Below are 12,091 nucleotides of genomic sequence, written 5' to 3' on the forward strand. Positions count from 1 at the left end.
TCACCTCACTTGAGTTCTATGATTGTATCTGTTCCGTAGCTTGGTGGTGTTACTACTTTAGCGTAGCCAGGAGCACCAAATTCTGGTTTAAGCTCAATTGTGATCTCCGTTCTAGTGTCGATTCCATTGTTTCCAAAGACTGCGCTGGTATTTACTGCGAGAATTACTATGTCACCTGCATTAAGGGTTGGATTAGTTGAACTTAGTGAACCATCCTCATCTTGTATGACTATTATTCCAAATGTTCTATCACCTGGAAATGTTGCTGCGAACACGTCTCCACCAAAAGCAGCATCGTCTGTAAATGCTGTGGAGTTATAACCCAAAATGTAAGAACTTGCACCATCGGTAATGTAGAGTTTTGCTTGGCTGAGATCTATTTCTTCACTCCCAGCGTTTGGAGAAACATAAACTGCCATTAGGTCTATTTTGCTATTGCTAACGTGACCGACTACTGAGTCTATTTTGAGCCCGCTAGCAACTTCTTTTGTTGTTTGTCTTCCTGTGGCTTCTGCTCTTTGTTGTAAGTAGCCGCTGGTGTTGATGAGTACTGCTGCGGCTACTGCAGCTACTAAAACCATGGCTATGAAGACTATCAAGGTGCCAATACCAACGGCACCTCTCTTCTTACCAAAAATAGGCTTCACTTCCTGGCACCTCCGTTGGAAATTCTGCAATTAGATATAATGTTTTTTAAATATAAATTGATTTTTTGTTTTTACATTAATCTTTACACATGTAGGTACATATGTAGGTACACACTAATATTTAGTAGTAATTTTTAAAATTTATAAAAAAGTCATAAAACTAGAATAAATACAAAACAAACAAGATATTATAATGTGGGTTCGAGCACAAGAACAGATTTTCCGTATTCCTTTACTTTTGCGCCCTTTCCATAATATTCAAGAGCATCAAGAATCTCGGATTTTCGTGGGAATCGCCTAAACTCCTTCGTGAGTTTTTCAAAAAATTCCCATGCAGCTATGTTTTCAAAATTCTCTCTAAATGGTTCTACAATTATTAGTTTTCCTCCTTCGTCCACGAAATTCAGAGCCTTTATAATGATTCTGTGAACTTCAGGAAGATATTCGAGAACAAAACTCATTACAACTCTGTCATACTTTCTTTTAGGTATGGCAGTTGTTATGTCAAGCTCTCTTAAGAACACCCAATCCATGCCAAGTTCTCTTACCCTTTGTTGGGCTATGCTTAGTAATCCTGGGGAAAAATCAATCCCAACATACTCTCCATTTGGGCCAACATGCTTTCCGAGTTCTATCGGTGATACCGAGCCGCAACCAAGATCAAGGACTCTCATCCCATCTCTAAGTCCACCAGCCCTAACAATTATCTCTCTATATAACTTGTTTAATGGGTTCGAAAGTCGAATGTCCCAGAAGTCTGAATCTTTGTCAAAGTCCATCATCACTTTAGAATTCTCGAAAGATAAAAATGCATAATTTGCCATTCTGACGATTTCATCTTGTATGTTAATCCATTCTGGAATAATGTCCTTTAATCTTTCATACTCAAGAAGAAAGGTGCGTAAGAATCTTTTAGGCCTTAATTCTGTCCCTGTAGCCTCTAGAATTCCTAACTCATAATAGGCACTTAGTAGTGACTTTAAGTAAGCTTTATTCTTGACATCTATTGAGTTTAAAATATCTTCAAGGGTTTTAGTTTTGTCTAGTTCCTTAAAAACGCCTAATTCCAATCCAATTTTGACTATATTAAAGAACGAAAAGTCAATAAGAGTTGAGATGTTGAAATCAAATTGCTTTATTATGTCTTCCATTTTTTGCACCTCACATAAATCTACTATAGTATGATTGATAAGTTTTTAGAAATTCAACAACTTTTTTCCCGTGTTCCGTAAGTTTGTAATATCGAAATCCATTATGGTTAATTTCTTCTACCAAACCAAGATAGACTAAAGAGCTATCTCCATTATAGCGGTTCCCCATGCCAACTAAGGCTCCTTTTACATTGGAAGGATCCGACCTAACGATTCTAGCAATTTCGGAAAGGTATGTAGAAGAGGGGTAAATCTCATGTAAGTAGAAGAGTATCTTTTTCCTTAGTTCACTCCTGTGTAATGATCGTAAGATGTGAGGGTCAATTACCAACCTCAACTTCCCCACCACAAAAAGCCAGACATGTTAATCCAGAACGTGGTAATACTAGATGTTATATTATATTTAAATATTTCGGTTCGATATTGTAAATTATCTAGTTATTTGAGATAGCTGTTACAAATTACACAGTTATAAGTTACAAGGTTAATATATTTACAATTCTCGTTGGTTATTATATGGACGTAGAATATGATATTTCTTTAAAATAAATCTGAGTTCATTACCCTTTTCTGTTAGATAGTTATCATTTTGACAAAAAATTCGTCAAAAACTTTAAATATAATTCAAGATTTCTTGGTTTGTACTTTCAAGGGGTGCAGAAAAATGGACATGATTTGGACAACAATTATTTTGTACATGGGAGCAATGCTAGGAGTTTCAGTATATGCTAGGAAATACATTAAAACGTCGGCCGACTTTTTGGTGGCCGGCAGGAGACTAGGATTGGCTTTGACTACTGCAACTTTGGCAGCCACTCACTATGGTGGTGGCTTTCATCCTCGGAGGGGCTAGTTGGGGAGCCACCTATGGATTAGGAGGAATTTGGTACGGTTTTGCCACGGGACTGGGTCTTTTGCTTCTTGGTGTGACTCTTGCAAAGCCTATGCGTGCTTTGGCCCTGTATACAGTCCCTGATGTATTGGAAATGCGTTATAAAAGCAAGATGATAAGACTTTTAGCAGCAATGCTATCACTTTTAGCCCTAGTAGGAATTCTTGGAGCTCAAGTTTGGGCAGCATCAGCAGTCTTCGAAGCCATAGGATTGCCAGGAACTGCTGGAGCAGTGTTTGCCACACTGATTTTCATAGCATATACGGCGTTTTCAGGATTATGGGCAGTTGCATTAACAGATTTCATACAAATAATGCTTGGAAGTATTGGTGTGTTAATTGCAGTAATCTTGGGCCTAAGCAAAGTAGGAGGCTTTGATGGCTTAAGAATGAGTCTCTCTGCAATTCCAAACTTGCCACAACCAACTGGAGAATATTTCAACTTCATGTCCCTCGGAATTTCGCTTTTTGCCCTAACATTGGCAGCGACGGTAATGTATACCTTAATAGGTCAAGACTTTTATCAGAGGCTCTTTGCATCAAAGAACGAAAAAACTGCTAGAATGGGTGCAGTTTATAGTGGACTATTGCTTATGGCCTTGTCATTCCTTCCAGCACTGGCTGGGATGCTTGCATTGGCACTCTCAAGTGACCCACAAGCAATAATAGATTCACCAAAAACTGCAGTCCCCAAATTGGTTATAACGGTCTTTGGAAGTGGAATAGGAGCAATATTTGTTGCTGCAATTCTAGCGGCAGTAATGAGTACAGCTGATTCACTCCTCTCTGCAGCCACGTCTCACGTTGTCAAGGACTTATATCAAAGCTTTATAGAGCCTGAAGCGGATGATAAAAAGTTGTTGAGACTTTCAATGGGCACAACAATCGCTATAGGGATTCTCTCATTAGTTGCAGCTTTGACGATCCAGGGAATTATAGAGCTTCTTATATACTCCTACGATATATATACTTCAGGTGTCTTTGTACCTCTAATACTTGGTATTTACTGGAAGAGAGCAACAAAAGAAGGAGCATTACTAGGAATGATTGCAGGGTCATTAACAGCAGTTATAGGGGTAACAGGCATTGTGAGCTTCAGTTACTGGGAATACATTTATGTGAGTGGTGCCATAGTATCAGCAGTTGTTATGGTACTTGTTAGCCTGATAACAGCTGCAAAGCCTATCGAGAAGGACTTTGAAAGGGCCTTTGAACTTGGTTGAGATCATTTCTCGCTTTATGTTTTTTATATTTAAACTTTTGGACCTTATTATTTTTAGTAATCTTCCTACAAGGAAAGTACAATTCTTGGGAAAACTATTTCCCTTTTAACTTGTGAAAAAGCTTTAAAGAGAAACCTCAAATATCACCCGAGGTGAAAGTTATGGAGAACCCATTTGAAATTACCGGAATAGTGGCAAGGGAAATACTGGACTCCAGAGGGAATCCAACAATTGAGGTGGATGTTTACACACCAGTTGCAATGGGAAGGGCTGCGGTTCCAAGTGGAGCTTCAACTGGAATTCACGAGGCTCTGGAGCTCAGAGACGGTGGAAAAAGATATCATGGAAAAGGTGTAAAACGGGCAGTGGAGAACGTTAACAAAATAATTGCCCCAGAACTTTTGGGAATGGATGTCACACTTCAAAGAGACATTGATATGTTCATGCTTGAGCTTGATGGTACTGAAAACAAGAGCAATCTTGGAGCAAATGCTATTCTAGGAGTTTCTCTTGCTGTTGCAAAGGCTGCTGCAAATACTCTTGGAATGCCACTCTACAGGTACTTGGGTGGGGCAAATGCTTACGTTCTTCCCGTACCAATGAGCAATGTCATCAATGGTGGTGCTCATGCTGGTAACGATCTTGATTTTCAAGAGTTCATGATCATGCCTGTTGGGGCAAAGAGCTTTAGAGAGGCCATTCAGATGGTAAGTGAGGTATACCACACATTGAAAAAGATTCTTATGGAGAAATATGAGAAATTGGCTGTTAATGTAGGAGATGAGGGAGGATTTGCTCCACCTATGAAAGAGGTTAATGAGCCACTAGATGCTCTAGTTAAGGCTATTGAAGAAAGTGGTTACAAGGTTGGAGACGAGATTGCCTTTGCTCTTGATGTTGCCTCAAGTGAATTCTACGATGAAAACAAGAAAGTATATGTCGTGGGTGGCAAGGAATATACTAGGGAAGAGCTTATAGACCTCTATAATGAGCTGATCTCAACATATCCAATAGTTTCAATTGAAGATCCAGTTAATGAGGAAGATTTTGAAGGCTTTGCTATCGTTACAAAAGAACTTGGGAAGAAAGTTCAGATCGTTGGCGATGACTTTTTTGTAACCAATGTCAAGCGCTTGAGAAAAGGTATTGAAATAGGTGCAGCAAATGCACTTCTTCTGAAAGTCAATCAGATTGGAACACTAAGTGAGGCTATTGATGCTGCTTATCTTGCTTTCAGGGCTGGTTATGGAGTCGTTGTTTCCCATCGGTCTGGAGAAACAGAGGATGCCACAATTGCAGACATAGCAGTTGCTTTAAACGCTGGTCAGATTAAGACAGGAGCTCCTGCAAGGAGCGATAGAAATGCCAAATATAACCAACTCCTAAGAATTGAAGAGGAACTTGAGGGTGTGGCATATTATCCAGGCAAGAAGTTTAGAAATCCACTTCTTTGATCTTTTTTAATTTTAAAAATTTAAGAAAAAAGAGCTACGGTTTTCTCACGACTATCAAGGCATGGTCTTTTTCGTAGGGCTCAAGAGAAATTCTTTCGACAACTTCAAAGTATTCGCCAAGTTCCTTTTCTACTTCCCTAAATACTTCCTCTGGTTCTTTTGTGACGTCTATGCTTCTGCTTTTAATAGAGATCATCCCGTACCCACCGCTTTTAAGGTATGCTTTGGCATTATCCACGAGGATCTTTGCTTGGGTGGGTTGAGCCACGTCTTCGAATATTACATCGACCTTGGTAACTAAGGCCCTGTATTCCTCAGGCTTTGTAGCATCTCCGAGTATTGGAATTATGTTCCTTCTTTCTTCCACTAGGGGAACTAGTTCTCTAAGAACCCTTGGTGAGAATTCTATACCAAATATTTTACCTTCCCATCCAATGACATCACTGACATGTGAAGCAGTTGTACCACTGGCTATGCCTAAATATAGTACTTTATGTCCTGGCTTTATTGGAAAGTTCTTAAGGCCATTGAGTATGGCTGCAGCAAGTTTTGATCTGTGAGGATTCCAGATCCTGTATTCTTCACCTTCCCACTTAATGATTCTCTCGCCGTAGACTTTTTGGCCGGGAACTAGATTCCTGGTTGCCAGTCTCTCGCTTCCATCATCCTCGATGACAATATAAACGCCAGAGAATTTATGTTTCTTAACGTTCATTTATCTCACCTCCTACCGCCTCTCTTTTCTTTGCTTCTCTTTTTCTTTTCTTTGCCTTTGAATTTCTTTTTCTTTTTGAATTTTTTCTTCTTTTCTTTCTTGGGCTTTTCTTTGCGTTTTGGTGGATTGGGGTATTTCTCTTTAATTTCCTTGATCCTTGCTTCAATTTCATTTTTGAGCTCTTCAGCTATATATTCGCCTGAGAAGTAGTCCACTCTTGCTGCTATGGCCAGTTTTCCAGCTAATGCTCTTGCAATTTTTCCTCTTTGCCACCAAGGGGACTTATTTATTGCAGGATATTGGTAAATTATACCGTGTTTTGGAGGCTTTGCACCACTTCTTAGGTGCCTAAATAGTGCTTTTTCTGCACCAAGAACCTGGATGGTTGAAGAGGGCATTATTGCGAGTTCTTTCAAACCTCCTGCTAGACTTATTAGGCGAGCACCAAGTTTTGCACCTACTAGGGCCTTTAAGTTCGGTGCAACGTCATCCATAGCCCTTTCGATGTAGTCCTCTATCTCGCTTCTTAGTTTATAGAGGTCATCTATTTCTTTGGCTAATCCTTGGATGACTTTAATGTCTTTCTGGTCCATCCATGCGCCCATTGTCTTTTCTTTTGCCTCTAGGATCTTCGTTATCTTGTTCTCACCGAATCCAAGAGACTCCAAGTTTTCTTTTGTAATGTTGTCTCTGTGTCCAATGTTTTTCACAAAAATGACATATTGAGGATGCTTTGGGAGGATTTCGTCAAGTTCTGGAAAGTGAAGTGAATACCATTCTCTAAGTCTTGATACTAAAAGGTTGATGACTTTATCAATGTCATCTAGAGCCTCAATTGCCTGGATTATCATCTTGTCCCTCGCACCACTTTGCTCTTGGATTCTGATCCTTGTTAATGCCACTCCAACTGTGAAGTATTTTTCAAACCAATCAGTTCCCAAAAATTCTTCGACATTTTCCCTAAGTTTCTCTCCGGCGATGTTAGGAAATTCTGCTTCTGTCTCGAATCCAAACTCTCTAATTTTTCTAGCAAGTTCTGGATGTTCTACAACAAAAGTTGAGTATCCTTTTTCCTTTAACTCTTCTAAGAAAAGAATCAGGTCCTCTGGAACTTCGCCTTTGAGAAGTTTGTCTAGTACTGTTTCTGGCTTTTCTGTGAAAATTCTCTTTCCAATGAGATTGCCGTTCTCATCAAAGGCATAGATTCCCTGTACATTTTCACCTACGTATGCTTTCATGAGCATCACCTTTTCTATTCTTTGCTAAGGAAGTATAAAAGAGTTAAGCTTTTAAACCTACTCTACGTCAAGATTTCATCGCTAATTGTCGAAAAAGTATTACACGTTTACCGAAAGACTTTTATAATGTACAAGCTTAACCTCGGAGAGAATAGCATTAAGCTCATTCATTTAAAAAGGTGATGCCCAATGAAGAAACTGTTAAAGCCAATAAAGGATGTTGGTATCGTTGGTTACGGTGCATACGTGCCAATGTTTAGAATTAAAAATGAGGAGATTGGAAGGGTATGGGGAGTTAGTAGCTTTCCAATCCAAGAAAAATCCGTAAATAATTTGGACGAAGATGCCATAACAATTGGTATTGAAGCTGCTAGAAATGCCCTTAAGAGGGCCCGTATAGATCCGAGGGAGATTAGGGCCCTTTGGTTTGGTACAGAGTCAAAACCTTATGCTGTTAAACCTTCTGCAACTGTCATAGCTGAAGCAATTGGGGCAACTCCCGAGTTAGATGCTGCAGATTTTGAGTTTGCATGTAAAGCCGGAACCGAAGCCCTCCAAGCAGCTATTGGATTTGTGGGTAGTGGCATGGCCAAATATGCTATGGCAATTGGAGCAGATACTTCTCAAGGAAGGCCCGGAGACCATTTAGAATTTACTGCTTCTGCTGGAGGAGCAGCTTATATTGTTGGAGAAAAGAGTAATGAAACCTTAGCATATTTTGAAGGAAGCTACTCTTATGTAACTGATACTCCTGATTTCTGGAGGAGACAACACGAGCACTATCCAAGACATGGTAATAGGTTCACTGGTGAACCTGCTTACTTCCATCAAATAATAAGTGCTGCAAAAGGTCTAATGGAGGAACTCGGTTATTCGCCAAATGATTTTGATTACGCAGTGTTCCATCAACCTAATGTTAAGTTCCCCCTCACTGCAGCAAAGATCCTTGGTATTCCAAAAGAGAAAGTTTTGCCGGGTTTACTCACCGGTGTAATAGGAAACACTTACAGTGGAGCGACTCTTGTAGGAATCTCGGCAGTTTTAGATATCGCAAAGCCAGGAGATAGGATCCTATGGGTGAGCTTTGGAAGTGGGGCAGGAAGCGATGCTTTTAGCCTTATTGTGCAGGATGCGATTGAGGAGAAGAGAGATCTAGCTCCAAAAACAATGGATTACGTGAACAGGAAGAAATATCTCGATTATGCTCTATACGCAAAGCACAGAGGTAAGTACATTTTGTGAGGTGGTTGAAATGAGAAAGCCAGTGATTATTGGTGTGGGCTTAACTCCCGTTGGAGAGCACTGGAAACTTGGTCTTAGAGACCTAGCTGTTGAGGCTTTGCTGAATGCTATGGAAGATGCCGGAGTTGACAAAGTAGATTCACTTTATGTGGGAAATATGGCTTCAGGCTCATTTGTTGAACAAGAAAACCTTGGAGCCCTTATAGCAGATTGGGCAGGTCTTGGGAATATCCCTGCAGTTAAAGTTGAGGGTGCATGTGCAAGTGGTGGAGCTGCAGTCCAAGAAGGTGTAAAGGCTGTAATGAGTGGTCTTGAGGACGTGGTTGCTGTTGTAGGCGTTGAAAAGATGACAGACGCGTGGCCAAGTGATGCAACGAGATATCTGGCATATGCAGCTGATGCCGAGTGGGAGCTTTTCCATGGAGTTAGTTTTGTGGCCCTGAATGCCCTTGCCATGAGGCTTTACATGAAAGAATATGGGTACACTGAGGAGGACTTAGCCCTATTTGCAGTTAATGCTCACGCAAACGGTGCCAAGAATCCATATGCCATGTTCAAAAAGGTAATCAAGGTAGAGACTGTTATGAGGAGTCCTTATATAGCTGATCCATTGAAGCTTTTTGATGCTTCTCCAATAGCTGATGGAGCTGCGGCAGTTATTATCACCACTGAGGAGAAGGCCAAGGAATTTGTGGACAAAGCCAAGATGATCGAGGTTGCTGGAATGGGAAGGGCTATAGACACTATAAACCTCGCTAACAGAAAAGACCTTCTTCTGCTGAAAGCGGCCAAGGTGGCGGCGGAAAGAGCTTACAAAATGGCGGGTGTAGGAGTGGACAATATAGACTTCTTTGAGGTGCATGATGCATTTACAGTTATGGCAGCCCTAAGTTTGGAATCCATAGGAGCTGCAGAGAGAGGGAAGGGTGCTATGCTGGCCAAAGAAGGCCAAATAGCGGTTGATGGTGATTATCCAATTCAAACACTGGGTGGACTGAAAGCGAGGGGTCATCCAGTTGGTGCAACTGGAGTTTATCAAACGGTAGAAGCAGTGTGGCAGCTTAGAGGCGAAGCTCCAAACCAAGTTCCTGATGCAGAAGTAGGTCTTACTCAGAACATAGGTGGAACGGGCTCAAACATAACTGTAACCATATTAAGGAGGGTTTAGAAATGGGGAAGCCAATGCAAGTTGCTCGTTATTGGAGACACTTTAAGGAAAAATATCGTCTTATTGGGGGTAAGTGTAAGAGTTGCGGTCAGGTTCACTTTCCAAAGAGACCCGTTTGCCCTGAATGTGGGAGCCAAGAAATAGAAGAGTTCCAATTTAGTGGAAAAGGAAAGGTTGTAAGTTGGACAATAATAAGAAACCCTCCAAGCGGTTATGAATATTACAAGCCATATCCAATAGCTTTAATTGAACTTGAGGAAGGGCCTCTAGTCCTGGCGCAGCTTACAGATGTTGATCCAGAGGAAATAGACTTTGGTATGGAAGTGGAGATGGTTACAAGAAAAATTAGGGAGTTCAGTGAGGATGGAATAATACTTTATGGCTATAAGTTTAGACCGCCGTTAAAGTGACTATTTTTCTTTTTTAATGTCTTTTACCATTCTTATCCAGATACCCGCTTTTCCAGCAACCCTAAAACCAAGTCTTTTATAAAATTCTATGGCTTTCTTATTTTTCTCTCCGACCCAGAGTTCAATTCTATCATTATACCTGCTTAGATACTCCATACATTTCTCCATAAGTTTCTTTCCAACGCTTTTTCCCTGATACTCTTTGTCAACAACGAACTCATGGATGGCACCTACCACTCTATTTTCATATCGACTGTGCCAGTCGTTATCACACACAATAAAACCCACTATCCTATCTCCATCTTTTGCGATGAAAAATCCATCACTGGCTTTGTTCCAGCACCATCTTAGGTATCTCTTTGCATAACTCTCTCCTTCGCCCCCATATTCCTTCATACCCTCGTATCCTCGCATGTATATGCTTACAAGAGTTTCAAGTATCTCCTGATCCATTCTATTTAATTTTCCTATACTCAGGTGCTCCTTATTGTTGTTTTTAATTTCTTTCATTCCCATCGTTAGGAACTTATAATAGATGGATTTATAAAAGCTAGCCTTCCATCGTAGAGTAGAGTGAGTTGAAGGTGATTTTAATGGCAAAAGCCAAGCCAAGAATTTGTGAAATCTGTGGAGCAGAGATAAGAGGTAAAGGACACACGGTGAAAATAGAAGGGGCTGAACTTTTGGTGTGCTACAAGTGTTATCAAAAATATGGCAGGAAAAAGCCGGGAACTTGGAGCCCAATGCCAACAGGAAGAGAACCTAGAAGAACATATGTTCCAAGAGCAAGGCCTAAACAAACCCCGAGAACGCAAAGACCTCTTTACACTGAGGACATAGTAGAAGACTATGCAGATAGAGTGAGAGAGGCTATCCAGAGAAGTGGCTTGAGTTATGAAGAGCTTTCCCATAAAGTAGGCCTTTCAACCAATCTTATTAGAAGGATTGCGCATGGTGAGTATATCCCTACTATAAGTGAGGCAAAAAAGCTTGAGCGTTACTTTAAGATAAAACTAATTGAGCGTGTTGAAGAGAATGTAAAAGAAAAAGCTACTATACCTAAAGATTATGAGCCAACTTTGGGGGATGTAGCTAATATTAAGATCAAAAAGAGGAAGAAGAAGTAGCTACTCCCTACTTCCCCCTTCTTGCTGTTCTTTCTTTGGAGAATAAAATCCCTTTAAAATTTCAAAAGTACTCCAAAGACGTAGGAGTTCTTTGTGAACCGGAGTATCCGGCGGAATTACTATTATATGGGCAGGAGGGTGTATCTCTCTTAATCTCCCTATGGCCTTGCCCGGTGGTAGATCCACTTGAGCCACAACATGGGCATTATATTTTCTTTTAGGCCTTTCTCCTACAATCTTCTCAAAGGCCCAGTCTGAGAGAGCTGGAGGTATTATCCTCGGTTTGCCTCTTATTTCCATTCCAGCGTATCTTACTAAATCAGCTAACGCTATTAGGGCCTTGTCGAAGTTGTCTGTTCTTATCAAAACTACCGTGTTTAGCATAACTTTCACCGAAAAGAGCTAAGTTGGGAGGTATTTAAAGATATGGTTTGGCGTGTTTTTATACGGAGGAAAAATTTATAAGCCCAGGTCGAAAGAGATATGAGTGACTATTAGGGCGGGCCCGTGGTCTAGACTGGTTATGACGTCGCCCTCACACGGCGAAGGTCCGGGGTTCGAATCCCCGCGGGCCCACCAAAGGGATTTTAGAAAGCCTATTCCTGCATACTAAAAACTAGTTAAATACTGTCTTAACTTTTAGTTAAAACTAAAAACCTAGAAGTTATAAGTTGTTATCTCCTGTAGGGCCAAGATTAAGAAAAGTCAATTACCAGTTGGGTATAAAGTTGTAGTAAATTCCTAGGCGGATCTTCTACTTGCCCCAAAGGCAAGTTTTTAAAAGAAAAAAAGTAAAATCCAATTTTCCAAAAAGTATTTAACTCT

The 12,091-nt window shown here is 40.5% G+C and carries 14 protein-coding genes and 1 tRNA gene; 8 read left to right on the top strand and 7 right to left on the bottom strand.

The genetic code is table 11. From position 1 onward, the window contains the following. Positions 1-5: 5 nt before the first annotated feature. From K1720_RS07120 to K1720_RS07130, 3 genes are all read right to left on the bottom strand, one after another. Positions 6-647, bottom strand: a complete 642-nt coding sequence (locus tag K1720_RS07120) for a flagellin (protein WP_251948015.1) — start codon at positions 645-647, stop codon at positions 6-8. 188 nt (positions 648-835) lie between these two features. Beyond that, the gene (locus K1720_RS07125) at positions 836-1,798 is read right to left on the bottom strand and encodes a class I SAM-dependent methyltransferase (protein ID WP_251948016.1); all 963 of its coding nucleotides are present in this window, start codon (positions 1,796-1,798) and stop codon (positions 836-838) included. A gap of 10 nt (positions 1,799-1,808) precedes the next feature. Then, the gene (locus tag K1720_RS07130; protein ID WP_423837327.1) at positions 1,809-2,129 is read right to left on the bottom strand and encodes a helix-turn-helix domain-containing protein; all 321 of its coding nucleotides are present in this window, start codon (positions 2,127-2,129) and stop codon (positions 1,809-1,811) included. Between the two features lie 333 nt (positions 2,130-2,462). On the opposite strand from K1720_RS07130, the gene K1720_RS07135 reads away from it, so the two are divergent. The 3 genes from K1720_RS07135 (at position 2,463) to eno (ending at position 5,366) form a co-directional block, all read left to right on the top strand. Next, complete coding sequence (locus K1720_RS07135) at positions 2,463-2,651, top strand: hypothetical protein (RefSeq protein WP_251948026.1); 189 nt, start codon at positions 2,463-2,465, stop codon at positions 2,649-2,651. Continuing rightward, on the top strand, positions 2,620-3,912 hold the full coding sequence (locus tag K1720_RS07140) for a sodium:solute symporter family protein (RefSeq protein ID WP_251948028.1): 1,293 nt from the start codon (positions 2,620-2,622) through the stop codon (positions 3,910-3,912). The genes K1720_RS07135 and K1720_RS07140 overlap by 32 nt, the downstream gene beginning before the upstream one ends. Positions 3,913-4,073: 161 nt before the next feature. Further along, complete coding sequence (gene eno, locus K1720_RS07145) at positions 4,074-5,366, top strand: phosphopyruvate hydratase (protein WP_251950605.1); 1,293 nt, start codon at positions 4,074-4,076, stop codon at positions 5,364-5,366. Between the two features lie 34 nt (positions 5,367-5,400). Here the strand turns inward: eno and K1720_RS07150 are convergent, their stop codons facing one another. Both K1720_RS07150 and K1720_RS07155 read right to left on the bottom strand, forming a co-directional pair. Further along, positions 5,401-6,081, bottom strand: a complete 681-nt coding sequence (locus K1720_RS07150; RefSeq protein WP_251948030.1) for a fibrillarin-like rRNA/tRNA 2'-O-methyltransferase — start codon at positions 6,079-6,081, stop codon at positions 5,401-5,403. A gap of 5 nt (positions 6,082-6,086) precedes the next feature. Then, complete coding sequence (locus tag K1720_RS07155; RefSeq protein WP_251948032.1) at positions 6,087-7,319, bottom strand: C/D box methylation guide ribonucleoprotein complex aNOP56 subunit; 1,233 nt, start codon at positions 7,317-7,319, stop codon at positions 6,087-6,089. A gap of 189 nt (positions 7,320-7,508) precedes the next feature. Here K1720_RS07155 and K1720_RS07160 point away from each other — a divergent pair, with 189 nt between their 5' ends. From K1720_RS07160 to K1720_RS07170, 3 genes are read left to right on the top strand one after another with little or no spacing between them, the layout of a single operon-like run. Then, positions 7,509-8,561 (top strand): hydroxymethylglutaryl-CoA synthase, encoded by a 1,053-nt coding sequence (locus K1720_RS07160; protein WP_251948034.1) that lies wholly within the window; start codon positions 7,509-7,511, stop codon positions 8,559-8,561. Between the two features lie 10 nt (positions 8,562-8,571). Continuing rightward, complete coding sequence (locus tag K1720_RS07165) at positions 8,572-9,729, top strand: thiolase domain-containing protein (protein WP_251948036.1); 1,158 nt, start codon at positions 8,572-8,574, stop codon at positions 9,727-9,729. 2 nt (positions 9,730-9,731) lie between these two features. Continuing rightward, the gene (locus tag K1720_RS07170) at positions 9,732-10,139 is read left to right on the top strand and encodes a Zn-ribbon domain-containing OB-fold protein (RefSeq protein WP_251948038.1); all 408 of its coding nucleotides are present in this window, start codon (positions 9,732-9,734) and stop codon (positions 10,137-10,139) included. Here the strand turns inward: K1720_RS07170 and K1720_RS07175 are convergent, their stop codons facing one another. Then, positions 10,140-10,655: a GNAT family N-acetyltransferase gene (locus K1720_RS07175; protein WP_423837311.1), complete on the bottom strand. Its 516-nt coding sequence runs from the start codon at positions 10,653-10,655 to the stop codon at positions 10,140-10,142. 77 nt (positions 10,656-10,732) lie between these two features. Between K1720_RS07175 and K1720_RS07180 the strand changes: the two genes are divergently transcribed. After that, positions 10,733-11,266, top strand: a complete 534-nt coding sequence (locus tag K1720_RS07180; protein WP_251948040.1) for a multiprotein bridging factor aMBF1 — start codon at positions 10,733-10,735, stop codon at positions 11,264-11,266. On the opposite strand, the gene K1720_RS07185 is transcribed toward K1720_RS07180, so the two are convergent. Then, positions 11,267-11,650 carry a DUF356 domain-containing protein gene (locus K1720_RS07185; protein ID WP_251950611.1) on the bottom strand — a complete coding sequence of 128 codons (384 nt, stop codon included), beginning with the start codon at positions 11,648-11,650 and terminating at the stop codon, positions 11,267-11,269. A 117-nt stretch (positions 11,651-11,767) separates the two neighbouring features. On the opposite strand from K1720_RS07185, the gene K1720_RS07190 reads away from it, so the two are divergent. Further along, positions 11,768-11,845, top strand: a tRNA-Val gene (locus tag K1720_RS07190). Positions 11,846-12,091 lie beyond the last annotated feature (246 nt).

This window comes from Thermococcus argininiproducens (assembly GCF_023746595.1).
Lineage (GTDB): Archaea > Methanobacteriota_B > Thermococci > Thermococcales > Thermococcaceae > Thermococcus_A > Thermococcus_A argininiproducens.

Coding starts and splice junctions, on each gene's coding strand:
- K1720_RS07140 (WP_251948028.1), top strand. CDS start 2,620: ATGGTGGTGGCTTTCATCCTCGGAGGGGCTAGTTGGGGAGCCACCTAT.
- K1720_RS07125 (WP_251948016.1), bottom strand. CDS start 1,798: ATGGAAGACATAATAAAGCAATTTGATTTCAACATCTCAACTCTTATT.
- K1720_RS07150 (WP_251948030.1), bottom strand. CDS start 6,081: ATGAACGTTAAGAAACATAAATTCTCTGGCGTTTATATTGTCATCGAG.
- K1720_RS07165 (WP_251948036.1), top strand. CDS start 8,572: ATGAGAAAGCCAGTGATTATTGGTGTGGGCTTAACTCCCGTTGGAGAG.
- eno (WP_251950605.1), top strand. CDS start 4,074: ATGGAGAACCCATTTGAAATTACCGGAATAGTGGCAAGGGAAATACTG.
- K1720_RS07155 (WP_251948032.1), bottom strand. CDS start 7,319: ATGAAAGCATACGTAGGTGAAAATGTACAGGGAATCTATGCCTTTGAT.
- K1720_RS07160 (WP_251948034.1), top strand. CDS start 7,509: ATGAAGAAACTGTTAAAGCCAATAAAGGATGTTGGTATCGTTGGTTAC.
- K1720_RS07180 (WP_251948040.1), top strand. CDS start 10,733: ATGGCAAAAGCCAAGCCAAGAATTTGTGAAATCTGTGGAGCAGAGATA.
- K1720_RS07135 (WP_251948026.1), top strand. CDS start 2,463: ATGGACATGATTTGGACAACAATTATTTTGTACATGGGAGCAATGCTA.
- K1720_RS07175 (WP_423837311.1), bottom strand. CDS start 10,655: ATGGGAATGAAAGAAATTAAAAACAACAATAAGGAGCACCTGAGTATA.
- K1720_RS07170 (WP_251948038.1), top strand. CDS start 9,732: ATGGGGAAGCCAATGCAAGTTGCTCGTTATTGGAGACACTTTAAGGAA.
- K1720_RS07185 (WP_251950611.1), bottom strand. CDS start 11,650: ATGCTAAACACGGTAGTTTTGATAAGAACAGACAACTTCGACAAGGCC.